The organism is Blastocatellia bacterium (assembly GCA_016713405.1).
Lineage (GTDB): Bacteria > Acidobacteriota > Blastocatellia > Chloracidobacteriales > JADJPF01 > JADJPF01.
On sequence record JADJPF010000027.1, the window covers coordinates 290,280 to 316,309 of the forward strand.

Sequence of the window (26,030 nt, forward strand, 5' to 3'; positions counted from 1 at the left end):
AATTAATTCATTATTTTCAATTATTTGGTCAATATGAAAAGCTTCTCCAACTTTTTTGTGTAAGTGGATGCGCTCGGACAGGAATATTTAAGCGATTTTTTAAGTTTGCTACCCCACCAACATGATCTGGATGAAAATGTGTAAGCAAAATTTCGCGGGGTTTACAGCCTTCTGCTATTAAGCTATCAATAAAATTAGCTAGTTGAACTTGTTCTTCTTCATATGGTGAAGCAGGGTCAATAATAACAAATTCTTCTCTACCAACAATATAACAATTTGTGTGGGTTGCAGGTGGTAAGGTAGGTGTTAGAACAGGAAAAGCAAAATCCCATCATACATTTCAATTTTACGTACAATACTACGATTAGCTTCAGGAACTGACATTAAACGTGCGCTTATATCTATTGATAAACCTTCAGTCAAAGTACGGATTATATGAAGTGTTGGTGGGGCTAATAATACTTCGCCCTTTTGCCATGAGTTTAATGCTTGTTGAGGAGCTATCCAACCACCTTTTACTAGTTCACCAATAATAATTTCTGGCTCTTGATTCTTAGGCAACCATCCAAGAAAAAACCAAGTATCAAAACGACGTGGAGCAAAAGGAGGTGTCACCCAACGGCCTGCTGGAGTAAGCAAATTAGCATCTAGGCTTGCTCCAGTTGTCATTAAAATAGATTTAAAACTACGTGATCCTTTTAATAAATCTTGTCTAAGGGAAGCTAGTTGCTCTTTGGAAATATGCTCTATTCCTAAGGCAATTAACACTCCAGTTTCTTCAAACATTTCTCTTATAGCACAAGTTATCATTTGTGCTGATTCAGGGCTTTCTGCATTTAAGACAGGAATTTCTCCATCTGCTGTATCACGTTGTCCACCAGGAAAAGCTGTTACTCCAGCCATAAAAGCTAAAGTATCAGCCCTTTTTACCCAATACAAATGAGGATCCCTAGTGTTACGCATTAATACAATAGATGCAGCATCTTTTGGGATACTTGGTTTAGCAGTTCCTGTCATAATTTGTTGTTTTTACCCTAAATAAGTATAGTTAGTAATTTTCTTTTCATATTCATTATGTAGCTCGGCTGCTTCTGCTTCAGTCAATCGACCTATTTTAACTTGTTCATGAAGTTGTTTTTGGAAATTTTCCCAAAGAAAATTTTTATCATATCGAGCTAAAGCTAGCACATCTCCTAAGTTACTGCCAGTAATAATTTTTTTGATTAAATAATTTTCTCTGTTAATAATGACATGCGCTTCGTTTAGTGTTCCAAAAAGATTATGAAAATTTCCCATTACTTCTTGATAAGCACCTATCATAAAAAATGCTAAATAATAAGGATCTTTAGGTGAAAAATGATGTAGCTCTAAGGTTTCCTTAATATCTTTTAAGTCTACAAACTTGTCAATAATACCATCTGAATCACAAGTAAGATCTACTAAGGTTGCATGCTCAGAAGGTTGAGAGTTAAGCTTATGGATTGGCATTATTGGGAAAAGTTGCTCAATTGCCCAACTATCAGGAACAGAACGGAAAATGCTAAAATTGCAGAGGTATTTAGCACTAAGAATTTTTTGAAGATCATCAAACTCTTCACTAATAAGCTTAGATTGTTGAGCAAAACGGTTAGCTCTTTCGCAAACTTCCCAAAATAAAGCTTCACCTTTTGCACGGTCTTCTAGTGTGATCAAACCTAAATTAAATAAAGTAAATAGCTCTTCTTTATGCTCTAAAGCATCATGGTAGTATTCCCGATAATTTTTAGAGCTAACATGCTCTACTAAATCTTTTAATTCAATAACTACCTGTGGGTCATCTTCATTAGTAGTTACTTTAGAAATATCATCTAATACGGTTTCGATTTCATCTTGAATATTAGTAATAATCATTGCATGAAATGCTGCAACAATTCGTCCAGATTCTGTAACAATATTTGGTTCCGGGATATCTTCGTCCTCACAAACGCCTTTAATTGTATAAATTACATCGTTTGCAAATTCCTGCATTGTATAGTTTGCTGAGGAATCAAAACTAGTTTTGCTACCATCATAATCTACTCCCATACCTCCGCCTACATTAAGGTATTCTACGTCAATATGCATGGCACGAATTTTACAATAAACACGGGCTGCTTCTTTCATAGCATTTTTAACACGTTTGATATCAGTAATTTGTGAACCAATATGAAAATGAAGCATCTTCAAACAGTCCAGCATATTATTTTCTCTAAGTATGCGGACGACTTCTAGCATTTCGCTTGTTGTAAGACCAAATTTAGCAGTTTCTCCACCAGATTTTTCCCAACGTCCTGACCCACGAGAATAAAGTCTGGCACGAATACCAATATTTGGCTTGATATTAAATTCTTTTGCTTGATGTAAAATTATGTCTAACTCTTCTACTTTTTCTATAACTAAAATTAATTTTTTTTCCCGCTCGAAGTCCGATAAAAGCAAGTCTTATATAGGCTTCATCCTTAAAACCGTTACAAACTAGTAAAGAATCTGGGGATTGTTCTACGGCTAAAGCACCGTAGAGTTCAGGCTTTGAGCCTACTTCTACACCAAAATTATAGCGTCGGCCCTCTCTTAAAACTTCTTCTAAAACATCTCGTCTAGGGTTAACTTTCATTGGGAAAACACATAAATGATTACCCTTATAGTTATATTCTTTAATAGAGTTCTGAAAACTACTAGTAAGCTTACGGACTTGGTGAGAGAGTAGCTGAGGAAAACGAAGGATTATAGGTAATTTAACGCCACGACGTAGCAGATCTTCTACTACTTCTAAGACATCAACGCTAGAAACATCATCCTCGGCAGGTCGGACGATAAGATGCCCTTTTTTATTGACACCAAAAAAACCTGCACCCCAATTTTCAATGCCATAAGTTTGTATTGTTTCCTCAAGCGTATTTTTCATGTATTTTTTTTCTTTCTGCCTCCAACTATAAAAGTAAATTTATTTTATTTTATAAGCGACGAAATTTAGCAAATTAACTAAAGGGTGTCAAAAGCTTTTTTCTTGTTTCTTAGGTGATTTATCTGCTAGAAAAACCGTGATTTATCGGTACTTTTCCTTGACATAAGCTTGCTGCTTCCGTTTAGATAACTTGTTTAGTTATCCAGACGGTGACTAAGAGGTTAATGCTAGTAATTTATACTAAATAATATCTTTGTTATTTTACGTAAAATTTAATTTTTGGAGGATTACCATGGACGCAAAAACGGTACTCCGTTTTGCTGTTGATAAACAAGTAAAATTTGTAGATCTACGTTTTACTGATCTAGTTGGGCAATGGCATCATATGACTTTTCCCATAAATCAACTTTCAGAAGATTCTTTTGTAGACGGTTTTGGGTTTGATGCTTCTAGTTTAAGAGGATGGGCAGCAATTAATGAATCAGATATGTTACTACTACCTGATGCTAATCGTTGTTGGGTTGATCCATTTTTTGAGGAATCAACACTTTGTATAATTGCTGATGTTGCTGATCCGATCACTAAAGAACCTTATTTTTTAGACCCTCGTGGTGTGGCTAGACGTGCTGAGAGCTATTTGCAATTTACTGGTGTTGCAGATACTTGCTTTTTTGGCCCAGAAGCAGAATTTTTTGTTTTAGATAGTGTTAGCTATCAAAATGACCCTAATCATTGCTTTTACCTAATTGATAGTGAAGAAGGTAATTGGAATAGTGGACGACAAACTAATAATTTAGGTTATCGTATTCGCCATAAAGAAGGTTATGTTCCTGTCCCACCTGTAGATAAACTTCAAGACTTGCGCTCGGAAATAGCTCTTAATCTAAATGAAGTTGGTATTGAAGCAGAATGCCACCATCATGAAGTTGCTTCTGGTGGTCAATGTGAAATAGATTTTCGCTTCTCTACTTTGCTTGCTACGGCTGATAATGTAATGCTGTTTAAGTATATTGTCAGAAATACTTGCTATATTTATGGTAAAGCAGCTACCTTTATGCCCAAACCTTTGTTTGGCGATAATGGAAGCGGAATGCACTGTCATCAAAGCTTATGGAAAGGTGAAAAGCCGCTTTTTGCTGGTGAAGAATATGCAGGGCTTTCTAAAACAGCACTTTACTATATTGGCGGACTCTTAAAACATGCTCCTGCACTAGCTGCTTTTGTTGCACCTACGACTAATAGCTATAAACGATTAGTTCCAGGCTTTGAAGCACCAGTAAATTTAGCTTATTCAGCGCGTAATCGATCTGCTGCTGTAAGAATCCCAATGTTTTCACAAAATCCTAAAGCAAAGCGTATAGAGTTTCGTCCACCTGATCCAAGTTGCAATCCTTATCTGGCTTTTGCTGCTTTATTAATGGCTGGGCTAGATGGAATTCAAAATAAAATTGACCCAGGTCAGCCGCTAGATAAAGATATTTATGATTTGCCAGCAGAAGAGCTAAAAAATGTTCCTAGCTTGCCAGGTTCATTAGAAGAATCTCTAAAAGCACTTGAACAAGACCACGATTTTCTTCTAAAAGGCGACGTTTTTACAGAAAATTTAGTCTCTCGTTGGATTGAATATAAACGTAAAAAGGAAGTTGATGTCATCCGCCAACGTCCACATCCTTTAGAATTTGCTATGTATTTTGATATTTAATTTTTTCTAGGATCGTCAATTTAATTTAAGCTTAGATTGACGATCCTATTAGAAAGAATCCGCAAAGACTGTGGATATTGCCCAAATGATTGCTATTTGAAAATCTACTAAGAAGTTTTTATAAAATTATAAATACCTATAACTACTTTGTTTATAAATATTTACAATTATATTTAATAGCTCTTTTCTTAAAACAAAGTTTTGAAAATCAATAATTGTTAACTAAATTACTTGGCATAAATATTGCTGAATGATTGTTGAGAACTAATCAACAAAAGGAGGCTTTATGGATCAACTTAATAGCCAACAACCTATTATTGATTTACAACCTGGACAAGGACAACAACCATATTATTCCCAGCAACCTTTGGCAAGTAATAAAACTCAAGTACTTTCCTTAGATTTTAATATTGCTGGGCTACTTTGTTATGTTCCTTTTGGTGTAATTTTTGCAGTAATCTTTCTAGCTACAGAACCTAAAGAAAGCCGTTTTGTACGCTTTCATTCTCTACAATCAGTGATGCTTTTAGCTGTAGCTATTGTGTTTTCGATTGTACTTAGCATAGTTGGTACTATTTTTAGCTATGTGCCTGTTATTGGTTGGATGTTAGCACTATTGATGATTCCTGTTTCTTTAGTAGTTTCACTAGCCTTTTTGGTAATGGCTATAATCGCTATGATTAAGCCTATCAAAATGAAATGTGGAAAATGCCAGTTATTAGCAAACTGGTAGAAAATTTTGAAGCAAAACAAACTTTTTAAGAATTTGTTGCTAGTTTTATAACTTAATTGTTAAAAAGTTGTGCTATGACTAGTGGCACAACTTTTTAATTAAAAGTTTTATTCTAAATAATCTATTTGTAACCCTATTGGGTCAGCACCTGCGGCTTTGATATTATCAATTACATTAGTAACAAATTCATAACGAATATCTTTAGGGGCCTTAATAAATAGAGTGCGTTGGTCTAAACTACGTTGTTGTAAAATTGTGCTTAATTGGCTACTTAACTCTATTAACTCCATAGGCTGAGAATTAAGCGTAAGTTCAAGATTACGACTAATACTTACTACTAATAAAGTTGGAGAAGGGGCTAAAGACTCTTGGCTTAGATCAGGTTTTTCTGGGGTCTTAGTGTCAAATTTATGTGGTTTAACAGGCGTAATTACCATAAAAATAATTAGTAATACTAGCAAAACATCTATTAAAGGTGTTACATTAATAGATGGAGAAGTAGAAGGGGAAGTCTTAGGTTTTTCCATAAAATTTTCTCCAAAGTAAAAATTAGAAAGATTGATTTTTTTGACCCCAAAGATAAAATTTTGTTCCTAAAACTAGCATAGCTAAAATTAATAGTTGAAAATTTTTAACTCAAAATTTAACGGTTCACTTTTGGAAAAAAATATTTCTAACCAATCAAAAATTGCTGTAATAATTCCCGCACTTAATGAAGAAAAAGCTATTGGAAAAGTGTTGGCAGAACTACCAGCTATTTACCAAATAATTGTTGTAGATAATGGAAGTAGTGATCTTACTTCAGTAGTAGCAAAGGGCTTTGATGCTGAAGTAGTATTTGAACCAAAACGAGGTTATGGAAAAGCTTGTTTAAGTGGGCTAGAGTTGGTTAAACCAGAAGTAGACATTATTGTTTTCTTAGATGGGGATTATAGCGATTATCCAGAGGATTTACACTTAATTGTTAAACCTATTATTATTGATAATATGGATTTAGTAATAGGTTCAAGGGTTTTGGGAAATAAAGAAAAAGGTGCGCTTACTCCACAACAAATATTTGGTAATTGGCTGGCTACTAGGCTAATTAAGCTATTTTGGGGTTTTAACTATAGTGACTTAGGGCCTTTTCGAGCCATTAAAGCAAGTAAGCTAAAAGATTTACAAATGAGCGACTTAAATTTTGGTTGGACAGTAGAAATGCAAATTAAAGCCTTAAAACATCAACTAAAAATTAAAGAAGTTCCTGTACGCTATAAGCAACGCTTAGGTAAATCTAAGATTAGCGGTACATTAAGCGGAAGTATTAAGGCTGGAGTTAAGATTCTCTATCTAATTGTAAAATATGGTTTAAATAGCCAATTATTTACTTTAAGACAAGAAAATAAAGTAAATAATCTGTTATTATAGAAGATTTACTAATAGTAAAACTATGTCTTTTAAGATATTAATAGCAAAACAAAAATTCTAACTATCGTATTTCAGCTAACTGTCTTTTATGAATAAACAAAAAGCTGTAATTGCTGGGGCAGGCCCAGCAGGTATTACTGCTGCATATGAATTGCTTAAGCGCACTAATATTAAACCTGTTATATTTGAATCTACTTCGGCCATAGGTGGGATTGCTCAAACCTTTAATTACAAAGGAAACCGAATTGATATAGGAGGACATCGTTTTTTTTCTAAAAGTGAACGTATAATGCAATGGTGGTTTAATATTTTGCCGCCTCAAGGCGCACCTGCTGCCGACACAGCAGAAAAAAATCATGATGTTGAGTATGCTGTAGAAGTTTTGGTGGATTATATTTGTCCGGAAGCAAATAATGGGTATCAAGTAAGTAACTATTTCCCTAACAATTTAAGTAACTCTAAAAAACGTGTAGCACCTGACCCAGAAAAAGAAGAACAAGTCATGTTACACCGACCAAGACTTTCTCGGATTTTCTACCAACGAAATTTTTTTCCTTACCCTCTAGGAATAACCTTATCTGTAGCTAAAAAGCTAGGTTTTTGGAATACCTTTCTTATAGGATTAAGCTATATTAATGCACAAATTTTCCCAGTAAAAGATGAAGTTTATTTGGATGAGTTTTTTATTAACCGTTTTGGACATCGACTTTATAGCACTTTTTTTAGAGACTATACAGAAAAAGTTTGGGGAGTAAAATGCCATGAAATTCGTGCTGATTGGGGAGCGCAACGAGTTAAAGGTTTATCATTAAAACGAGCCTTAACGCATGCTATAAAAGATTTGCTAAGTAGTGATTTTCAAAAAGCACAAAAAGAAAGAGAAACTAGTCTAATTACCAGGTTTTATTACCCTAAGTATGGGCCGGGTCAAATTTGGTAAACCGCCCTAGATCAAGTGCTTTCCTGTGGTGGAGAAGTTTCTTTTCGCTCTCGTGTTTGTGGGGTAGAACTTGTGGAAAATAAAGTTCAATCTATAAGCGTTGAATGTTTGGAAACAGGAAAAAAACAACAAATTAGCTGTGATTATTTCTTTTCTACAATGCCTATCAAAGAATTAATTAATATGATTACACCCCGACCGCCAGAAAAAGTTATACAAGTTGCAAATGGGCTGCAATATAGAGATTTTTTGACTGTAGGATTGCTTGTAAAAAAGCTTAATATTAAAGAAAAAGATGGCCGAATAGATACCGAAGTACCAGATAATTGGATTTATATTCAAGAAGGTGATGTACGGGTAGGACGAGTGCAAATCTTTAATAATTGGAGTCCCTACATGGTGGCGGATAGAAAAAATACTACTTGGATTGGCTTAGAGTATTTTGTTAGCGAAGACGGAGAATTATGGAAAAAGCCTGATAGTGAGCTAATTTCTTTTGCAATCAAAGAGATGGAAAAAATTAGTTTTTTATTAGCTGAAGATGTGTTAGATGCTTGTGTACTTCGTATGCCTAAAGCCTATCCAGCTTATTTTGGTAGCTATGATGAACTAGATGTAGTACGCAATTATGTTAATCAAATTCCAAATTTATTCTTAATTGGACGTAATGGAATGCACCGCTATAATAACCAAGACCATAGTATGTTAACCGCTATAACTGCGGTAGATAATATAATTGCTGGTAAAGAAGATAAAACAAATCTTTGGGATATTAACCTAGATATGGTTTATCATGAAGAAGCCGGATAATTTTATGTCATTTCTATAATGAACTATCTTTAAGTTGGCACTGTTATAAGGCTTATAAATAATTAAATTTTTAGGAAAGTTTTATGGAAAAAGATTCAATAAATTTAGTAGCAATTGGAGGAGGTACAGGACTAGCCAGCCTACTTTCGGGCTTAAAACATTATGTAAATGATGGAAGAAATTATGATAATTTTTGGGGTATTTCCTTAGCACAATTAACAGCAGTAGTAACTGTAACTGATGATGGAGGATCTTCAGGACGTTTAAGGGAGGAATTTCATATTTTGCCACCTGGAGATATACGTAATTGTATGGTTGCACTTTCTGAAGATGACCAATTGCTAACAAAATTATTTCAATATCGCTTTTCTGGTGATGGAAACTTAAATGGTCATAGTTTTGGAAATCTTTTTCTTACAGCCCTAACAGGTGTTACAGGTGATTTTTTACAAGCAATTAAGCTTTCTAGCGATGTTTTAGCCATACGAGGGCGTATTTTTCCTTCAACAACTACAGATGTGGGTTTAGTTGCAGAACTTGACAACGGCCAAGTTATAAAAGGAGAAACAACTGTATCTAAGTTTGGCCCCAGAATAAAACGAATAGGTCTTTCACCAGAAAAATGCTTGCCATTAGAAGAAACCCTCCAAGCCATTCATCAAGCAGATATTATTACTTTAGGCCCAGGGTCACTTTTTACTAGCATTATTCCTAACCTACTTGTTTCAAGCATTCCAAAAGCAATTGCTGAATCTTCAGCGATAAAAATCTTTATTCTAAACATCATGACTCAACCTGGAGAAACTACTGGCCTAGGTGTTAAAGAACATTTATCAGCAATTTTTGATGCTGCTCCAGCACTAAACCTTGATTATATAGTAATTAACTCTGAACCAATACCTATAAGCTTACAAGACACTTATTTAGCTGATGGTGCTGTCCAAATAGGATTATCTGAGTCTAGGGAACAAGAAATTTATTTTTTTCAACAAGAAATTAATGTAATAGCAAGAAATTTATTAGATGAAACGTCTGATAAAGTAAGACATTGCCCTAAAAGCCTAGCTACAGCCATCTTTGAGGCTTACCAAGACAAACTTAGAAAACAAACCACAAAATCAGAAACCCTTAAATTAGAAGAACTTAATGTTTAGTTTCAAGTTCCAATTAAAAGTAATTCCTTAGAGTTGGAATTAGTAGATAGAGCATACTTATACTTACCATAGTATTCTATTTTAACAACCTGCTTATACTTTTTCATAAGCTCTATAATCTCTAATTCTGATGGTATCCCATCACTTCGATAAGAAACTACCAAAATACTATTTTGATAATGGTTAAACAGCTTATCAAAAGCAGATAAGATTTTATTTTTGTCTGTCCATTCATTAGCTTGTCGAACAAAACGCCGATGCTTAGATTTATAGTCAATTTTAGTTTTCCAGTTGGGATAATCTGCAAGACCTTCTAAAAAATGGTAAAAATTAAGATAATCAACTGCTATGCCTTTGTTAGAGATGTAAGGCGGATCTATATAAACTAAATCATAACTTCTATTTAGATTTAGCGCGTCTTGATTATAAACAATATTTTCTTGTCCATTGTCAAAAACAGCTTGATTAGCTTGCTGAACAAAATCTCTAAACCATTTATCAAGCGGTCTATCCCATGAAGTTTTATTCCCAAATGAGCGTTTAACATCTGCTAGGCGGATATAAAGATTTTTTCTATGAAAAAGATTATAAGGTCTTTTAATTATGCAAGCTTGGCAAAGTGCAAAAAAAGCAACGGCAAATTTATATTTATTGTCTAAGTGTCGAATATTAGTAATTATTACATCAATTAGAGCATTTTCATCATCTGTAAAATATATTTCTGAAAAATTTTCTTGGACAAAATCAGAGTAAGTAATATTTGGATGTTTTTCTAATAACCAGCTTATTTCATCATTAGTTAAAAGAATATTTTTGTTTTCTATTAATGCTAGTCCAATATAGTAATTAAAATTTAGTAAATCGTTATAAGTAACTTGTTTATTTTTTGTTTTGAACAAGTAAGAAACAGAAGCTGTTCCACCAAAAGCATCTAAAACACTTGTAAATTTCAAATCAGAAACTTGTTGCCAAATCCATTCTATTAATTTAAGTTTGCTTCCTTGATAGCGTGTAGAAGGAAATATGGCTTTTTGAGATAAAGTTTTTTGTTTGTGAGAATTTCTTAACATGCAAACAGTTTAACATTTCCTTACATAATTTTATGTTTTTAAGTACACTGTAAACTAAGTTTTTTGACATTTTTATTTCTTAAAGCCCCAACGGGGCGACAGATATGTAGCGTAGGGTTTTAACCCTAGGTATAATAATTAGGCATTTTCAAAGTGCCGTGTTTTTCTTTAAGCAAGCTCAGTCCCAAAAATAAGTATTCTCAATATTGCTAAAAATAAGTAATTATAGGGCTAACCGATTAGCCCTATTTTTGTTTTATGCAAAAAATATGATATTGCTATTGACTTTTAGTTTACATTTTGCGAACATTACTAAAAATAATAAAGATTTGGCTTAATAAACCTAATAAACTAATCAAAGTCCACCACGGAGATATACTATGCAGCAAATAAGCAAATTAATAGAAGGTATATTTGAATATGAGCTTTATTATTCTTTCTTACAGCAGGATTCGAGAATTCAGTCTGATTTATCCAGACGCAAAAGAACCTTTAGATAGATGGTATGAAATAACAGAAAAAGCAGACTGGGAAAGTATTTCCGACGCTAGACAAGAACTTCCTCATGCTGACGCTATAGGCGATTGTACTTGCTTTAATATTGGCGGCAATAAATATCGACTGATTACCAAAATTATTTACAAAAAGAAAAAAATATTTATCAAACATATTCTAACCCATTCAGAATACGACAAAGGACACTGGAAAGATGATTGCTGAACCTATTCTCAATACAGAAAAATACACCCAACTTTTAGCTAAAACTATTCCTGTGGTTATAACTTCTGAGCAAGACTATGAGCGTTTACTTAAAACGGTTGAGGTTCTTTTTGACAAATCTATGAAACAAGACCTTTCTCCTGAAGAAGACGCTATTTTTGAGCTATTAACCACTCTTGTCCATAAGTATGAAAAAGAACACCTTGTTAAGATTAAATCTGACCCCGTTGGAATGCTTAAGTTTTTTATGGAACAACACGACAAACAACCTAAAGATCTTTGGGATGTTATTGGCTCTAAAAGTATTGTTTCTGGAAATTTTTAGTGGCAATCGTAGAATAAATATCAGTCATCTTTAAAAAACTAGCTAAGTTTTTAATACTTCTCCTACGCATTTTCTTGATTTGGGTGCATGAAATTTCTTTTAACCACTGCACCCACTCCTCTACATCTCCCTTCTTCACCCTCCATTTATTGTTAAGCTTAGTTGCCTTCAACTTACCTTCTTTAACCAGTGTCCTCACCGCACCAACTGACTGAGATGTCACTCCTGCGACTTCCTCAAGGGTCAATATAAGTTTTTGCTCAACAGGGAAAATTACACTGTTAGCATGCTTGGGTTAGCTGTGCTTCTTTGGAAAACTTTTCAAAAAAGCAAATAAGCTCTCTAACATATAAATGTTAAAAATAGATTATTTTTTGCGGGTTGCTGTCAAGGTTGCTGTCAAACTAAAAAAGCCACTTTGTTAGTGGCTGTAAGTTATTGATTTTATTGATGGAGCTAAGCGGGATCGAACCGCTGACCTCTTGAATGCCATTCAAGCGCTCTCCCAGCTGAGCTATAGCCCCTAAATGAAACTTTAAAAATTTTGCTAAGAAGTTGATATTTATATACCTTTTCAAATTTAGGTTTCAATAACTTTTTCCGGTTTTTTAAGTTTTTAATACAATAACTTATCTGTTACTCAGACTTGCGCTTAAGTTCTGTCAGCGGTTAGACTCCTATAATTTCCTACAAGAGAAATATAATTTCCTAGAAGTAAATTTAGGTGAAAGCTATGTTAGAGCAATATATCTTGGCCCTTGACCAAGGAACTACTAGTTCACGAGCAGTTATTTTTAATAAAAAAGGTGAAATTGTTTCTTTAGCCCAATATCCTTTTGCACAACATTATCCACAACTTGGTTGGGTTGAACATGACGCTAAAGAAATTTGGTCAACTCAACTTGCCGCAGCAAAAACAGTAATAGAAAAGGCTGAAATTACACCTAATCAAATTGCTGGTATTGGAATTACTAATCAGCGTGAAACTGTAGTTTTATGGGATAGAGAAACAGGAGAGCCTTTATATAATGCGATTGTTTGGCAATGTAGGCGTACATCTGCTTTTTGTGATGAGCTACGCGCAAAAGGATGTGAAAATTTAATTCAAGAAAAAACGGGGCTTCTGATAGATGCTTATTTTAGCGGTAGCAAGATTCGTTGGTTGTTAGATAATGTGCCAAACGCCCGTGAAAAAGCTGAAAAAGGACAATTAGCTGTAGGAACTATAGATAGCTGGTTAATTTGGCAACTTTCTGGCGGACGGCTTCATGTAACGGATCCTTCTAATGCTAGTCGGACAATGCTTTTTAATATTCATACAATGGAGTGGGATGACGAGCTATTAGCTTTATTTGATATTCCTAAAGCTATTTTACCTACAATAGTTGCTTCTAGTGCAGTGGTTGGAGAAACTGACCCATCAGTTTTAGTGACTAATATACCTATTTGTGGAGTTGCTGGAGATCAGCAAGCTGCTCTTTTTGGACAAGGATGTTTTGAGCGTGGGCAGGTAAAAAATACTTATGGAACAGGCTGTTTTATGCTCTTAAACATAGGGGAACAGGCTGTTAAATCAAATCAAAAGCTACTTACTACAGTAGCTTGGCAAATAGGAAATGAAAAGCCGCTTTATGCTTTGGAAGGGTCGGTTTTTATTGCTGGTGCTGCGGTGCAATGGTTAAGGGATGGGCTACAAATCATAGATTCAGCAGCAGAAACAGAAGAATTAGCAGCAAGTGTTGCTGATTCTGGAGGAGTTTATTTAGTACCAGCATTTGTTGGACTGGGTGCGCCTTATTGGGATCAATATGCTCGTGGTGCAATAGTTGGAATTACTCGCGGCACAACACGCGCTCATATTGTGCGAGCGACTCTTGAAGCAATTGCTTATCAAACTAGAGATTTAGTAGAAGCTTTTTGTCAGGATGCGAAATGTGAATTAAGCGAAATTAGGGTAGATGGTGGGGCTACGGCAAATAATTTGTTGTTACAACTACAAGCTGATATTTTAGGTTTGCCTGTAGCACGTCCAAAAATGGTAGAAAGCACTGTAGCAGGGGCAGCTTATTTAGCTGGTCTAGCTTGTAATTACTGGAAAGACAAAGACGAATTATTAGAATTAATTGGCTCGTCTCTAACAAGGTTTAAGCCTAATTTGGAAGAAGAAAAACGAAAGCTAAATTATAAGAATTGGCGACGTGCTGTAGAAAGAGCAGCAAATTGGGAAATAGAGTAATTAAATTTGTGTAGTTTTATTAACTAGTTATGAAAGTTATTATTTTAGGAACAAGTTCTGGAACACCAACTAAAGATCGTAATGTTTCATCCTTAGCTATTTTTATTAATGGGCGATGGTTATTGTTTGATTGTGGCGAAGGAACTCAATACCGGCTTTTACGCGCACCAGTTAAACTTGGACAATTGGATGCAATTTTTCTTACTCATTTGCATGGAGATCATATTTTTGGGCTGCCTGGGCTACTTGCAACTTTAAGTATGCAACATCGGGAGCAAGAACTTTCTATTTATGGGCCTCGAGGAATTAAAGATTTTATTACTAGTAGCTTAAAATTTTCATTTACAAGATTATCTTATGAAATAAAAATTACAGAAGTTGAGCCAGGTATAATTCGTCAAATAGATGGCTATAAGATTTCTTGCCTACCGCTAGATCATCAAGTCTTAGATTTTGGTTATGCAATACTAGAAGATGACCCTCCAGGAAAATTTGATTTAGCTAAAGCAAAAGCCCTAGGCATACCACCTGGCCCAATGTATGGTAAATTACAATTAGGAGAGAGTGTTGTTTTAGCTGATGGTCAAATTATAACTAGTAATCAAGTTCTAGGGCCACCACGCAAAGGGCGCAAAATTGTTTATTGTACAGACACTAGACCTTGTGAAAATAGCATTACACTAGCACAAGAGGCTAATTTGCTGATTCATGAGGCTACTTATGCAGAAGATTTAGCAAGTGAGGCACGTCCGCGAGGTCATTCTACAGCCTGTCAAGCAGCTACAATTGCACAGAAAGCAAGAGTAGAACAGTTATTAATTACGCATTTTAGCCCACGTTATTTAGATAGTAGTATGTTACTTTCAGAAGCACGTAGTATTTTTCCTATGACAATTGCTGCTCGGGATTTACTAGAAATAGAAATAGCAAGGAAAGACTGAGCTAAATATAGGGAAATAGTCCATTAAAGATAGGTTTTGCTAAAACTTGGTAAAAGATCAAGAATTTCTTGGAACCTCTAAAAAAACCTTGCGTATATGCCGGCAACCAGTCAAACAAAAATTTCATTTTTAATTTAATTAAAAATCCTAAATATCTTGTAGTCATTTTTAGAGGAAAATTTATGAAAAAAGCCCCTTTTTTCTTTTGTCCTTTCTTTAACTTTAGGTGGTTCTTTAACTAGTTTTGTTTCAGGTGCTAATGAACAAGATGAGATTAGAAAATCTTTTAACCTTAATCCACAAGCAACGGTTTCTTTAGACAATGTAAATGGTTCTGTAACAATAAAAACTTGGGATCAACCAAAAATAGAAATAACTGCGATTAAAACAGGAGATTCCAAAGAAAAAATAGATTTAGTGGATATAGTTATTAAGGCGCAACCCGATAGTGTAGATATTGATACAATTTACCCTAAAGGTATTAAAAATGTTAATGTTGCAGTTAAATATGAAATTACTGTACCCAAAAATGTTAATCTTAAATCTATTCAAACGGTTAATGGTAGCATCAATATAACTGGGGTAGAAGGTCGAATTCAAACAGAAACAGTTAATGGTTCAATTACAATTACTGGTGGAAATACAGTATCTGCTGAAACGGTTAACGGTAGCATCAAGGCTACTTTGCTTCAACTTCCTGTTAATGAAAAGGCTAGCTTTGAAACAGTTAACGGTAGTATTAACTTATATTTACCCAATAGTATTGATCTTGATCTAAGTGCAGAAACGGTAAATGGAAAAATTAAGTCTGATCTACCTGTTATGGTTACTAGTCAAGTAAGCAAAAGGGAATTAAAAGGAAAAGTTGGTAGAGGTGGAGCTAAATTAAATTTAGAAACAGTTAATGGGTCAATAACACTTAGTCAAGGCTCATTACAATAGTAGAAATTATTAGTTATATAAAATTCTCCTAAATAAAATTGTAAGGCTTGTTACTACTGCTCCAAAAAGTTTTCAGACTGGGGTTTGAGCAATAGTAACAAGCCTTATGTTTTATGAGAGTTTGTAAAAATACTTGTTAAAGCAATAGTTTGACACTACAAGGGTTTATTCATATAATAACTTGGCGATTAAAAAAGTCTAAAATTACAATTTACAAGTAAAATTTCCTAACATTAATTAAGTTATGAACCATCTCCCTACCGCCGAAGTAGCAGCAGGAACTATTATCGACGGCAAATATAAAATAACTACCCTCCTTGGGGAAGGTGGAATGGGTAAAGTTTTTCGTGTTGCTCATGTAAATTTAGGTAAAACATTTGCTCTAAAACTAATGAGCTTTTCTTCTTTAGATGGTGAGTCTAGGCTTGCTAATAGTCAAGATGCTAATCGTTTGGTACGCTTTAGAAGAGAAGCTGAAGCCTTAGCCAAAATTAGCCATCCTAATGTAGTTAGCATTGTAGATTTTGGTGTTACTCCAGACGAACTTCCTTATATTGTTATGGAGTTTATAGATGGTAAGGCTTTACGTGATTTACTGGAAGAAAAACTCTCTCTGAAAAACAAGCAATAGCAATTACTAAACAAATTTGTGCAGGTATTTATGAAGCACATAGTTTAGGTATTATTCATCGAGACTTAAAACCAGAAAATATTATGATCCAACGTCTTGCTACTGGAGAAATAATGGCTAGAGTGTTGGATTTTGGTATCGCCAAAGTAAAAAAAACTACAGATGAAAATATTAATGTAACAGGTGATGATACTCCAGGTACTATGCGTTATATGGCACCAGAGCAGTTTATGAATCTGGACATAGATGCTAGAGCAGATATTTTTACTATTTGTTTGATCATATACGAAATGCTTACAGGGAAATTCCTCCTGTAATGATTGGGAAATATAAATCATTAAAAGAAATGCGACCAGGTGTTACACCTGCATTAAGTGATTTAGTAAGTAAGGGATTATCTTTATCTCCTGAAGATCCTACAAACAGTTTTAGAATTAAGAAATGAATTAGAAAAAATAGAAAAAGATATTTTAGATAAAACAAGTAATGATAATCTTGTTGAGTTTAAAGAAAAAAATGCTTCTCAAGTAAATCAACCATCTACTCATACTTCACCTTCAAATTCAGTAAAAACTTCACCTTCAAATAATAGTGAGCATGCTGTTCTTGATACAGCTAATTATGCTCGTACTAGTGCGGTAAATAGTATTGTTAGTATTAGTCCACCAGAAACCAAACCTATAAGTTGGTTCCGTTATGTTACTATTGGACTAGTAGTGTTACTATTATTAGGTGGAGCAGGTTTTGCGTATATAAAATTAAACCCCAAAAATGCGACTGATAACACAGTAAAATTGGCTGAAAGCTTGATTCCAACAATGGTTACTATTAAAGCAGCCCAATTTACTATGGGAACTAATAAAGGGGATGATGTTTTACAACCAGAGCATCCAAGGAAAATAGCAGCTTTTCAAATTTCTAAGTTTTTAGTTACTAATAAACAATATGCTGAATTTGTTTTACAAACAAAGTACACTCCTCCGCCACATTGGAAAGCTCTAACACCGCCAGCAAATATTATGGATGAGCCTGTAGTAAATGTTAGTTGGTTGGATGCTAAAGCTTATTGTGATTGGTTAACAACTAAAACAGGTAAAGGCTATCGTTTGCCCCTAGAAGCCGAGTGGGAATATGTTGCTCGTAATAAAGAAAAGTTACGTATAGAAGAATTATTTAAGCATTGGGAATGGACACAAGATCCAGTTCGTCTTTATCCAAACTCTAAAGCTAAATTACCTGCTGACTTAACAAGTACAGATAATGTTCGCATTATTCGGGGCAATACAGATGGCGCACCCGTTCATAATACGGAAACTTTTCGTAGTTGGCAACTAGATCGTTATATTAATGAGACAGTTAGCTTTCGAGTAGCATATGAAGAACCTGGGAGTTAATTAAATAGAATGAGTAATTCTACAACAAAAAGTTATTATGACAATTTAATAGGTAAAGAAGTTAAAGGTTATCTAATAGAGAAAAAATTAGGTGAAGGTGGGATGGGAGCAGTATTTAAGGCTATTAGAATAACAGATAAAACTTTAATAGCCATCAAAGTTATTTCTCCAATGCTACTAGTTAATTCTAGGTTTGTTAAACGTTTTCAAAGAGAAGCAAAAGTTGGTAAAGCCTTAGCACATAATAATATTATCCAAGTTTTAGAGTATGGAGAGACTGAAGATGGATTGTTATTTATGGCTATGGAATTTGTTGATGGTGAAACACTTAGAGCTTTACTTTCAAATTCTGGGCCTCTACCAACAAAACGTGCTATTGAAATTATGAAACAGTTATGTGAGGCCATAGATGTAGCTCATAAAAGAGGTATTTTGCATCGAGACCTAAAGCCAGAAAATGTAATGCTTACTAAAGATACAAATGGAAAAGAAATTATTAAGCTAGCCGACTTTGGTTTAGTGAAAATGATGCAACCTGATGGAGAAATTACTAAAGGCTCTGCCTTAACAGAAGTAGGAGAAGTGTTTGGGACACCTCATTTTATGCCACCAGAGCAAATAATGGGACAAACTGTTGGCGCGCCAGCAGATATTTATAGCTTAGGTGTAATTCTTTACCAAATGTTGACAGGTAAGACCCCTTTTGAAGGCTCTGATGTACGCAATTTGTTAGTCACAAAAGTAAGTCAAGATCTTCCACCCCCTTCTAAGAAATTTTCTTTTATTAACCCAGCTTATGACAAAATTTTTGGTACTGTTTTAGCTCGTGACCCAGAAAATCGTTATAAAAATGCTATGGATTTTTATAACGATTTTCAAACTACTGCTCAACAGATAGAAAATGGGGTCTTACCGGCTAATGGACTAATAACAGAAAAAAATAGCCCAATAACAGAAAAAAAGCCTGTGACTACTTCTAGTAATGAGCAAAATAATACTACTGTTACTCAAGCTGTAACTGCTGAGACAAAATCTAATGCTATGTATGTCATTATAGGAGCAATAGGTTTAGCTATATTAGCTGTGTTAATAGTTGTTTTAACAAGATAAACAAGGTTTCTTATTAGTAAATAACAGACTAGTTTTAATCACTAATTTTAATTAAGTAGGGCTTTATGTTAAATCATTGGCACTTAACAGGAAAAAAGGCTTTAATTACAGGTGGGAGTAAAGGAATAGGCCGAGCAATAGCCGAGGAATTTTTGCAACTAGGGGCAGAGGTTTGCATTGTTGCTCGTAGTGAAGAAGAAGTTGAAAAATAGTAAATGATTGGAGAGAACAAGGTTATTTAGCTCAAGGACTTGCAGCAGATATTGCTGACCTTACACAACAAGAGGAAATATTTACTACTCTTAAAAGTTATTGGGATAAGCTTGATATATTAGTTAATAATGTTGGTACTAATATCCGCAAAAAGACCCTGGAATATAGCATAGAAGAATATCAATCAGTTTTGCATACAAATCTTACTTCAATGTTTAAAGCCTGTCAGTTAGCCTATCCTATGTTGAAAAATAGTGGAAATGCTAGTGTAATTAATATAGCCTCTGTTGCAGGTCTTACACATATTCGTACCGGTTCACCTTATGCTATGAGTAAAGCGGCTATTTTACAACTAACACGCAATTTAGCTATAGAGTGGGCAAGCGATAATATTCGAGTTAATGCTGTTGCTCCTTGGTATATTCATACTCCACTAGCAGAAAATGTACTAAAAAATCCAGAATATTTAGCAGAAGTTTTAGCTAAAACGCCAATGAAACGTATAGGAGAACCTAGGGAGGTTGCTACTACAGTGGCATTTCTAGCTATGTCAGCCTCATCTTATATTACTGGGCAATGTATTAGTGTTGACGGTGGCTTTTTGGTTGATGGGTTTTAACTTCTTTTTATGAAAAGCGAAAAAGTTAAATTTTTAGTAGGTATTATCTTAGGCGCGATAGTTATTTTAATTGCTTTTAATTATCAGTCTATTTATCAATACTTTTTTACTAAAGAAATAACAAAAATACCTGAAAAAATTCCTACTCCAATAATAGAATATAAAGAAACTAAAGTAACATTCTTAGCTGTTGGCGATATGATGATGTCACGTGGAGTTAATAGCGTAATTGCTAGAACTAATGACACACTACGCCCATTTAGTGGGCTTGCAGAATTACTAGATAGCACAGATTTTAATTTTGGGAATTTAGAATCTCCTATTTCTGGCAGTGATAAACCAGGCCCTCCACATAGTCTTGTTTTTAATACCCCTATTAGAAATGTTGAAGGATTAAAAAGATATAAATTTAAGGTACTGAATTTAGCTAATAACCATGCTTTAGATCAAAGAGCCGCAGGACTTGAGAATACTAGAAAAGTTTTGGCAGAAAATGAAATTACTTATTTAGGTGTAGGAGCAGATTTAAGCGAGGCTTGGAAGCCTAAAATTATTACTGTTAATGGCTTAAGATTAGGTTTTCTAGGGGCTTCCTACGCTTCTGTAAATGATGGTGGTGTAGCAAGAAACAACCTAGTAGCACGTATTGAAGATACAGAATACTTAAAAAACAGCTTGGAAAGCTTAAAAAAAGATGCTGATTTTATTGTAGTTACTATGCATGCTGGAGTAGAGTATGTACGCCAACCACATCAACCACAGATAGATTTTGCACATGCAGCAATTGATTATGGAGCAGATTTAGTTATAGGCGCACATCCTCATTGGATACAAATTATTGAAAAATATAAAGATAAATATATTTTTTATTCTTTGGGCAATTTTATTTTTGACCAAGAATGGAGCCAAGACACCAAAGAAGGTCTTGTCTTAAAGGTTTCTTTAGAAGGTCAAATAGCTATTAATCCACCACTTAACACATCAAATTTTAGGGAAAAAGCTAAACTAAAAGAAATAGAATTAATTCCAGTAATTATTGAAAATTACAGCACCCCACGCCTGGCTAAAGAAGAGGAAAAAACTAAAATCTTAGCTAAAATTAGCCTAACAGACACAATTTTAACAACAGACACACAATTGCAAGAGATTGTAAACAAAAAATAATGTATTAAAAATATTACTTATCAAGGAGATTTGACAATGGCTAAAAGCTGCGCAATAACTAGATCTGAATTTCGTGAACACGCCAAAGCAGTTAAAGTAGAAATTAATGGTGTTCCTATGTTAGCAGAAGTAAAGGAGTTTTCTACAGGCTCTTTTGGTTGGTATTTAAGCGGAAAATCAGTAATAGATATAAATGGTAAACAAGTAAGTGTTCAAATAGGGATGAATTTAACTATCGTAGGTAGTAAAGATGTTCCTAAAGATGAGTAATTATTAAAATTTAATTATCCATAAATTTTGCTAATATTTCATTATTAACCTGCTTATTTTTCTTTAATCAAGAATAATCTTATTCAAAAGCTTTGGTTAGGTTGTTTATTACAACTTAACCAATTTTTCTTTTAATCCTCAATAATTTACATTTCGCTTAAATTTTAAGAGAAATAAAAAATTCCTCTTGAAGATTCGCTTATATTTTTAGTAAAATATATTTGAAATTAAAAAGTAATAAAAATTTTTTGATGCTAGAAAATTCAATTTTTATTTACTAAAAGCTTATTACTTGTGAAATAAGTAATTATGGTTATTTTAATAGCTATTATAATTATAGCTTTATATTCAAAAAATAAAATAAGCAAAATTAATTGTATAAAAATCTAACAATATAGGAGACAAAATAATGGCAACAACACAAAAACCCAAAATTAATCCTTTAAGCCGCCGTCCTCGTCAACAAAGACTTGTTATGGCAATTAGAGGAGGTGCAGGAGTAGGGAAAAGTCATTTTGTTCGTAGTATGTCAGAAGCACAAATGGGGCGTTTATGTATTTTTGATGTTGAACGTAAAACCCGCTTACTTAAAGGAGTTGGGACTTTATTTGATGGTATTGAAATAGAACATTCTGATGAACTTCCAGAATTTATTGACTGGGCAATCTTTGGCGAAGGACTAGAACAAAATTATGGATGTTTTGCGCTAGATTCCTGGGCATCTTACTTTAGTGCTAAACATAGCGAAATGATTGCTGCTGTCAGGGAAAGAACCAATGACCCATTAGCACAACCTAGTGCAGAGGAATTAGCCGCAGATCAAATGATTCTCCAAGGTGTTTTAAGAAAGTTATGTATTGAAAGCGGTAAATCAGTAGTTATTATTGACCAAATTCCAGCTAAAGGTAAGGAAGCAAAGGAAGATAATGAAGTTGGTCGAGTTCTACCTATGACTGCTAGCGGTTTAGAATATTTTGTTGACATTATGGTAGAAGTTTCTTTACAAGAACGTGACGGAGAAATAGTTAGAGTTTTTCAAGTAATAAAAAGTAATTCTTCTGCCTTTGAAGTTGGTTTTGAAATGGTTGGAAATGTTACTTTTAAGGACTTTTTAGACCATATGAAAAAAGAAACTACAGAACTACCTATGGACGTGCCAAAACCAATTACAGTGCCAATTACTTTAGAAGAAAAAACACCAGCTTTATCAGTTGTATCATCAACAATTACTATAAAAGACTTAATTGAAAAGGCTGTAAAAAATGGTTTTAAGCAAGCTGATATTATAACTGCTGCTAGGGTTTATCATAATCAGCCTAATATTTATCACTTAAGTACAGAGCAAATCTTAGACCTAGACCATCGTATGACAGCAAGGATTGAAAAACTTAAATCCCAACAAGATATTTCTGTTGTAGAAAAAGAATTACCTGTACCAATCCCAACAGAAAAAATTGCTGCTCGTAGCCTTAAAAGAGCTTAAGTAAAAGATAGGAAATTTTGCTAAGGGTGACATAAAAAATGTTGCCCTTATTGTAATCCAATCAATTGCCTAAATTTTTCATACATTATATTTAAGGAAAGCTTGCCTTTAAGAATAGCCTTATAATGTTGAGTTTTTTGGTTGATGATGTCAGCTTTTAATGCTTCTAATTGGTTGGTTAACTCTGTTTGTAACTCTAAATTAAGGGTTTTGGCTTGATCTAAATTTAATATTTGTGTTGGTTGATTAAAAGATATAAATACTTCTGGCAGTTGTTCATTAAGAAATTCATAGCGAAAAGTAACTGCAACTAACTGCACTTGAGGAACATGTTTTATTAACCAAACTAAACCGCGTAAAAATTTAATAGGTCTAATATCATTAGGTAGTAGTTCGCCTTGAGGAAAAATCCATACTGCACAAGTTTTCTTGTTTGAATTATTTAACAAATTAGCTGCATACTCTAGTGAACGATAAGCACTAATGGGGGACTGACGATCTATAGAAAAAGCTCCTATCCAGCGAAAAAAGCTATATTTGCGTAGTTGTTTTGCCATCATCATTAAATAACCATCAAATTTAAGCAAGTCCCGAGTAAGATAAAAAGCAATAAGTCCATCCCACCAATTACTATGATTAGCATAAAAAATTACTGGATATTGTGGATTAATATTTCTTAAGTTTTCAAATCCTACTGTCCAAATTTGATGAAAATGGCGTTTAAGCATACCTCGATTAACTAGGGCAAAAACCCTTTCTACATTAACATCTTTGCGAGCGGTAATTATTGGTTCCATTTAATCTTAAATTCTTTAGCAATAAGCATTGCACAAGAAACACCTGAAGCCGCTACAGCACTAACACCTTGGCCAGGAAAACAACTATCTCCAGCACAATAAAGATTTTTTAATGGGGTAAGGTTTTTAGGCTTAAAAAGCAAATCTTTTCCATTAGTAAAAAGCGGGCCATAGCTGCCTTCTTTACGTGCAAGATATCGTTCATTAGTCAGGGGACTAGCAGCAATATAAAAGTGTGGAGGTGATTTTAATGGGAGTCTTTCTAGTAATTTTGCAGCCGCTTTTTCTTTCCATTCTTTATAATCTTTATCTCTTTTACCATTAATAAAGCTATGCACAGTAAAGGCATGTACATTATGACAATCACTAGGTGCAATACTACTATCTAAAATAGAAGGTATAGAAAGATAAACCGTGCCTCCATCTTTTTCCATTTCTTCCCAATCTTCTAAAATAATATGATGTGTTGAATAATCTGAAGGAATAGCTGATGTAGGTACACCACAAAATAAACTAAAAAAGCTACGCGAGGCAGGAAATTTTTTATAAGGTTTAAGTAAGTTCTTAGCTACGTTTTCATCTGTAAGCATTTCTGCTGTATTCCATGCAGTTGCATTAGAAACAATTACACGTGCTTTAATTTGCTCTCCATTCTTAAATTCTAGTCCAACAGCTTTAGAATTTTCACAAATTATTTTTGTAACTTTTTGGCGGCAATAGACTTTACCACCAAATTTTTCTATTCCTCTAACCAGAGCATAAGGAATTTGATTTACTCCACCAACTGGGTAGCGAACCCCTCCAACATGTCTATCTGCAATAACTATTGAAGCATTAATTAAAGGTGTTTCTTTTGCTCCAACCAAAGCCCAGCTATAACATTCTAGGTCGATAAAGCGTAGCAACAATGGATCTTGAAAAGTTTTGCGGGCTAGTGTCCCTAAATCCTTAAAGGAATTAACCGCCAATTTAATAGCACTAAATGGACGCTGAAAAGTAAATCGCATTCCTGCTGAAGGATCTTCTAAGGAAATATAATCTAGGCTATCCATCATCGCAAAAATATTTGCTAATTTATCATAGAATTTACGAATAGCATCTTTTTCCTTTGGAAATAGGGTTGTAAGCTCTGTTAAAAAGCGTTCTCGGTCATAATGGGCGCGAACTTGCCAAGCGTTTGGCAAATGATAATGTATTTGAATAGGGTCAAGTATAGATGTTACAGGCTCGTCTATTTCTGCCAAAATTTTATGTAAAAAATTAGCTTTTCCTGTTTTGCCTAATGTGTAAAGAAGTGAAGCACCAACATCAAAACAATAACCTTTGCGGTTAAAGTGCGATGCACTACCCCCTGGAACATAATGTTGTTCATATACCGCAACTTTTAAGCCACGCCGAGCAAGTAAGGCTGCTGTAGTTAATCCACCAACTCCACTACCAATAATTGCTACATCTACTATTTCATCCATGAAAAATACTAACTTTCTGATAAATTTTATTTTATTAATTGTAAGATTACCGACTAGATAACTATTTGCAATTAAAAGAGAAATAAAAATTTTTGTGATTTTTAGATTTTTTCTTTCCTGATTTTTTATAAACTTTGGTAATATTTACTAAATTATTTATTCAAAACAATAACATTTTAGTTTGTCTAAACTTTAGACACAAGCCATTACTAGTTGTTGCCTAGTTGGTTAACCAACAAAGATTTTAAGCTTTGATTTAGTATTTTATTTTCAATGCCTTGAACAAGAAAGGAAATTTTATGAATAAAGTCAATTTTGCTATTAATATGCAAACAATAAAAATTTTTATTGTTTCATCAAGTCGCCCCATTATTGCTGGCTTAACAACTTTGGTAATGCTAATTGCTATTCAAGCAGCAGTTTCTGCACAAGGCAATACAGGGATTAATTTTGTTGGAGTAGGTTCTTATGCTGTTACAGGTAAATATATTGATATGAAAGTAGATAAAATAGTTAATAAAAGAGCAGCTAAGAGTAAAACTGGCAGTTTACGAGTCAGCGTTTGGGCAACAAAAGAAGCTTATAATGGTGGAACTATAAATGGTTATGTATTAGGGCGTTATAGTATGGAACCCCTACAAGGTGGTTTTACTAGAAGCAATGTTGCTGTTAGTGTACAGTATGCACCTCCTCCTAAAGGTACTTATGTAATTGTAATGACTTTGGATGAATTTGACAGTAGTCGTCAATGGGTTACAGCAGACTTTATTACTTTAAAAATTACAAGCTTTCTAGCTCTTGCAAAAAATAAATTTATTGATAAAAATGCAGGTTTCTACGACCTGCATTTTTTATTTTATCGGCAAATATTTTAGACAAAATATTAAAAATATTAGACAATATTTAGACAAATATAAAACATAGCTATATGTATAGTTAAATCAATTTTGTAGTTTTGCCTTTTAATGGAAACACAA

At 33.9% G+C, this 26,030-nt stretch carries 24 protein-coding genes, 1 tRNA gene and 3 pseudogenes; 19 read left to right on the forward strand and 9 right to left on the reverse strand.

The window, feature by feature from the left end; translation table 11 throughout:
• Positions 1–28: 28 nt before the first annotated feature.
• The 3 genes and pseudogenes from IPK14_27000 to speA all read right to left on the reverse strand — a co-directional run bounded on the left by IPK14_27000 (position 29) and on the right by speA (position 2,923).
• Positions 29–268: an MBL fold metallo-hydrolase gene (locus IPK14_27000; protein ID MBK7996888.1), complete on the reverse strand. Its 240-nt coding sequence runs from the start codon at positions 266–268 to the stop codon at positions 29–31.
• Between the two features lie 38 nt (positions 269–306).
• A complete protein-coding gene (locus IPK14_27005) occupies positions 307–1,017 on the reverse strand; it encodes an NUDIX domain-containing protein (GenBank protein MBK7996889.1) in 711 nt (236 codons plus the stop codon).
• Positions 1,018–1,029: 12 nt separating this feature from the next.
• Positions 1,030–2,923: pseudogene (gene speA, locus IPK14_27010) on the reverse strand (biosynthetic arginine decarboxylase).
• A 292-nt stretch (positions 2,924–3,215) separates the two neighbouring features.
• Between speA and glnA the strand changes: the two are divergent.
• Together glnA and IPK14_27020 are read left to right on the forward strand one after the other, a co-directional pair.
• Positions 3,216–4,625 (forward strand): type I glutamate--ammonia ligase, encoded by a 1,410-nt coding sequence (gene glnA, locus IPK14_27015; protein MBK7996890.1) that lies wholly within the window; start codon positions 3,216–3,218, stop codon positions 4,623–4,625.
• Positions 4,626–4,911: 286 nt separating this feature from the next.
• Entirely contained in the window at positions 4,912–5,358 is a 447-nt protein-coding gene (locus IPK14_27020; GenBank protein ID MBK7996891.1) for a hypothetical protein, read from the forward strand.
• Between the two features lie 107 nt (positions 5,359–5,465).
• Here the strand turns inward: IPK14_27020 and IPK14_27025 are convergent, their stop codons facing one another.
• On the reverse strand, positions 5,466–5,885 hold the full coding sequence (locus tag IPK14_27025; protein MBK7996892.1) for a biopolymer transporter ExbD: 420 nt from the start codon (positions 5,883–5,885) through the stop codon (positions 5,466–5,468).
• A 100-nt stretch (positions 5,886–5,985) separates the two neighbouring features.
• Here IPK14_27025 and IPK14_27030 point away from each other — a divergent pair, with 100 nt between their 5' ends.
• The 3 genes and pseudogenes from IPK14_27030 to IPK14_27040 all read left to right on the forward strand — a co-directional run bounded on the left by IPK14_27030 (position 5,986) and on the right by IPK14_27040 (position 9,669).
• Entirely contained in the window at positions 5,986–6,765 is a 780-nt protein-coding gene (locus tag IPK14_27030) for a glycosyltransferase family 2 protein (protein MBK7996893.1), read from the forward strand.
• A gap of 88 nt (positions 6,766–6,853) precedes the next feature.
• Positions 6,854–8,515, forward strand: a pseudogene (locus tag IPK14_27035) (NAD(P)/FAD-dependent oxidoreductase).
• A gap of 83 nt (positions 8,516–8,598) precedes the next feature.
• A complete protein-coding gene (locus IPK14_27040; GenBank protein MBK7996894.1) occupies positions 8,599–9,669 on the forward strand; it encodes a YvcK family protein in 1,071 nt (356 codons plus the stop codon).
• A gap of 2 nt (positions 9,670–9,671) precedes the next feature.
• Here the strand turns inward: IPK14_27040 and IPK14_27045 are convergent, their stop codons facing one another.
• Positions 9,672–10,739, reverse strand: a complete 1,068-nt coding sequence (locus tag IPK14_27045; protein ID MBK7996895.1) for a DNA adenine methylase — start codon at positions 10,737–10,739, stop codon at positions 9,672–9,674.
• A 420-nt stretch (positions 10,740–11,159) separates the two neighbouring features.
• On the opposite strand from IPK14_27045, the gene IPK14_27050 reads away from it, so the two are divergent.
• On the forward strand, positions 11,160–11,459 hold the full coding sequence (locus IPK14_27050; GenBank protein ID MBK7996896.1) for a type II toxin-antitoxin system HigB family toxin: 300 nt from the start codon (positions 11,160–11,162) through the stop codon (positions 11,457–11,459).
• Positions 11,449–11,784 carry a transcriptional regulator gene (locus IPK14_27055; protein ID MBK7996897.1) on the forward strand — a complete coding sequence of 112 codons (336 nt, stop codon included), beginning with the start codon at positions 11,449–11,451 and terminating at the stop codon, positions 11,782–11,784. Before IPK14_27050 ends, IPK14_27055 begins: the two co-directional genes overlap by 11 nt.
• On the opposite strand, the gene IPK14_27060 is transcribed toward IPK14_27055, so the two are convergent.
• Both IPK14_27060 and IPK14_27065 read right to left on the reverse strand, forming a co-directional pair.
• Positions 11,756–12,007 (reverse strand): helix-turn-helix domain-containing protein, encoded by a 252-nt coding sequence (locus IPK14_27060; GenBank protein MBK7996898.1) that lies wholly within the window; start codon positions 12,005–12,007, stop codon positions 11,756–11,758. The two genes, IPK14_27055 and IPK14_27060, sit on opposite strands and share 29 nt — an antisense overlap.
• A 228-nt stretch (positions 12,008–12,235) precedes the next feature.
• Positions 12,236–12,308 (reverse strand) — tRNA-Ala (locus IPK14_27065).
• A gap of 209 nt (positions 12,309–12,517) precedes the next feature.
• Between IPK14_27065 and glpK the strand changes: the two genes are divergently transcribed.
• The 11 genes and pseudogenes from glpK to IPK14_27120 all read left to right on the forward strand — a co-directional run bounded on the left by glpK (position 12,518) and on the right by IPK14_27120 (position 22,787).
• Positions 12,518–14,020, forward strand: a complete 1,503-nt coding sequence (glpK, locus tag IPK14_27070; GenBank protein MBK7996899.1) for a glycerol kinase GlpK — start codon at positions 12,518–12,520, stop codon at positions 14,018–14,020.
• 29 nt (positions 14,021–14,049) lie between these two features.
• Positions 14,050–14,961 (forward strand): ribonuclease Z, encoded by a 912-nt coding sequence (locus tag IPK14_27075; GenBank protein ID MBK7996900.1) that lies wholly within the window; start codon positions 14,050–14,052, stop codon positions 14,959–14,961.
• Positions 14,962–15,378: 417 nt separating this feature from the next.
• Positions 15,379–15,903: a DUF4097 family beta strand repeat protein gene (locus tag IPK14_27080; protein MBK7996901.1), complete on the forward strand. Its 525-nt coding sequence runs from the start codon at positions 15,379–15,381 to the stop codon at positions 15,901–15,903.
• A gap of 244 nt (positions 15,904–16,147) precedes the next feature.
• Entirely contained in the window at positions 16,148–16,534 is a 387-nt protein-coding gene (locus tag IPK14_27085; GenBank protein MBK7996902.1) for a protein kinase, read from the forward strand.
• Positions 16,531–16,851 (forward strand): protein kinase, encoded by a 321-nt coding sequence (locus tag IPK14_27090; protein ID MBK7996903.1) that lies wholly within the window; start codon positions 16,531–16,533, stop codon positions 16,849–16,851. Before IPK14_27085 ends, IPK14_27090 begins: the two co-directional genes overlap by 4 nt.
• Before the next feature lie 399 nt (positions 16,852–17,250).
• Complete coding sequence (locus IPK14_27095; GenBank protein ID MBK7996904.1) at positions 17,251–17,928, forward strand: formylglycine-generating enzyme family protein; 678 nt, start codon at positions 17,251–17,253, stop codon at positions 17,926–17,928.
• A gap of 9 nt (positions 17,929–17,937) precedes the next feature.
• Entirely contained in the window at positions 17,938–19,038 is a 1,101-nt protein-coding gene (locus IPK14_27100; GenBank protein MBK7996905.1) for a serine/threonine protein kinase, read from the forward strand.
• A 65-nt stretch (positions 19,039–19,103) separates the two neighbouring features.
• A pseudogene (locus IPK14_27105) lies at positions 19,104–19,870 on the forward strand (SDR family oxidoreductase).
• Between the two features lie 9 nt (positions 19,871–19,879).
• Complete coding sequence (locus tag IPK14_27110; protein MBK7996906.1) at positions 19,880–21,034, forward strand: CapA family protein; 1,155 nt, start codon at positions 19,880–19,882, stop codon at positions 21,032–21,034.
• A 36-nt stretch (positions 21,035–21,070) separates the two neighbouring features.
• Positions 21,071–21,304 carry a hypothetical protein gene (locus tag IPK14_27115; protein ID MBK7996907.1) on the forward strand — a complete coding sequence of 78 codons (234 nt, stop codon included), beginning with the start codon at positions 21,071–21,073 and terminating at the stop codon, positions 21,302–21,304.
• A gap of 409 nt (positions 21,305–21,713) precedes the next feature.
• Entirely contained in the window at positions 21,714–22,787 is a 1,074-nt protein-coding gene (locus tag IPK14_27120) for a hypothetical protein (GenBank protein ID MBK7996908.1), read from the forward strand.
• Between the two features lie 47 nt (positions 22,788–22,834).
• Here the strand turns inward: IPK14_27120 and IPK14_27125 are convergent, their stop codons facing one another.
• Positions 22,835–23,584 carry a lysophospholipid acyltransferase family protein gene (locus IPK14_27125; protein ID MBK7996909.1) on the reverse strand — a complete coding sequence of 250 codons (750 nt, stop codon included), beginning with the start codon at positions 23,582–23,584 and terminating at the stop codon, positions 22,835–22,837.
• The gene (locus IPK14_27130) at positions 23,572–25,053 is read right to left on the reverse strand and encodes an FAD-dependent oxidoreductase (protein ID MBK7996910.1); all 1,482 of its coding nucleotides are present in this window, start codon (positions 25,051–25,053) and stop codon (positions 23,572–23,574) included. Before IPK14_27130 ends, IPK14_27125 begins: the two co-directional genes overlap by 13 nt.
• A 299-nt stretch (positions 25,054–25,352) precedes the next feature.
• Here IPK14_27130 and IPK14_27135 point away from each other — a divergent pair, with 299 nt between their 5' ends.
• Positions 25,353–25,928: a hypothetical protein gene (locus tag IPK14_27135; protein ID MBK7996911.1), complete on the forward strand. Its 576-nt coding sequence runs from the start codon at positions 25,353–25,355 to the stop codon at positions 25,926–25,928.
• Positions 25,929–26,030: the final 102 nt, after the last annotated feature.

Excerpts from the sequence above, each read along its gene's own strand:
- IPK14_27100 (MBK7996905.1), top strand. The coding sequence starts at position 17,938 with ATGAGTAATTCTACAACAAAAAGTTATTATGACAATTTAATAGGTAAA.
- IPK14_27040 (MBK7996894.1), top strand. The coding sequence starts at position 8,599 with ATGGAAAAAGATTCAATAAATTTAGTAGCAATTGGAGGAGGTACAGGA.
- IPK14_27045 (MBK7996895.1), bottom strand. The coding sequence starts at position 10,739 with ATGTTAAGAAATTCTCACAAACAAAAAACTTTATCTCAAAAAGCCATA.
- IPK14_27085 (MBK7996902.1), top strand. The coding sequence starts at position 16,148 with ATGAACCATCTCCCTACCGCCGAAGTAGCAGCAGGAACTATTATCGAC.
- IPK14_27020 (MBK7996891.1), top strand. The coding sequence starts at position 4,912 with ATGGATCAACTTAATAGCCAACAACCTATTATTGATTTACAACCTGGA.
- glnA (MBK7996890.1), top strand. The coding sequence starts at position 3,216 with ATGGACGCAAAAACGGTACTCCGTTTTGCTGTTGATAAACAAGTAAAA.
- glpK (MBK7996899.1), top strand. The coding sequence starts at position 12,518 with ATGTTAGAGCAATATATCTTGGCCCTTGACCAAGGAACTACTAGTTCA.
- IPK14_27075 (MBK7996900.1), top strand. The coding sequence starts at position 14,050 with ATGAAAGTTATTATTTTAGGAACAAGTTCTGGAACACCAACTAAAGAT.
- IPK14_27115 (MBK7996907.1), top strand. The coding sequence starts at position 21,071 with ATGGCTAAAAGCTGCGCAATAACTAGATCTGAATTTCGTGAACACGCC.
- IPK14_27110 (MBK7996906.1), top strand. The coding sequence starts at position 19,880 with ATGAAAAGCGAAAAAGTTAAATTTTTAGTAGGTATTATCTTAGGCGCG.
- IPK14_27055 (MBK7996897.1), top strand. The coding sequence starts at position 11,449 with ATGATTGCTGAACCTATTCTCAATACAGAAAAATACACCCAACTTTTA.
- IPK14_27120 (MBK7996908.1), top strand. The coding sequence starts at position 21,714 with ATGGCAACAACACAAAAACCCAAAATTAATCCTTTAAGCCGCCGTCCT.
- IPK14_27135 (MBK7996911.1), top strand. The coding sequence starts at position 25,353 with ATGAATAAAGTCAATTTTGCTATTAATATGCAAACAATAAAAATTTTT.
- IPK14_27050 (MBK7996896.1), top strand. The coding sequence starts at position 11,160 with ATGAGCTTTATTATTCTTTCTTACAGCAGGATTCGAGAATTCAGTCTG.
- IPK14_27125 (MBK7996909.1), bottom strand. The coding sequence starts at position 23,584 with ATGGAACCAATAATTACCGCTCGCAAAGATGTTAATGTAGAAAGGGTT.
- IPK14_27130 (MBK7996910.1), bottom strand. The coding sequence starts at position 25,053 with ATGGATGAAATAGTAGATGTAGCAATTATTGGTAGTGGAGTTGGTGGA.
- IPK14_27025 (MBK7996892.1), bottom strand. The coding sequence starts at position 5,885 with ATGGAAAAACCTAAGACTTCCCCTTCTACTTCTCCATCTATTAATGTA.
- IPK14_27005 (MBK7996889.1), bottom strand. The coding sequence starts at position 1,017 with ATGACAGGAACTGCTAAACCAAGTATCCCAAAAGATGCTGCATCTATT.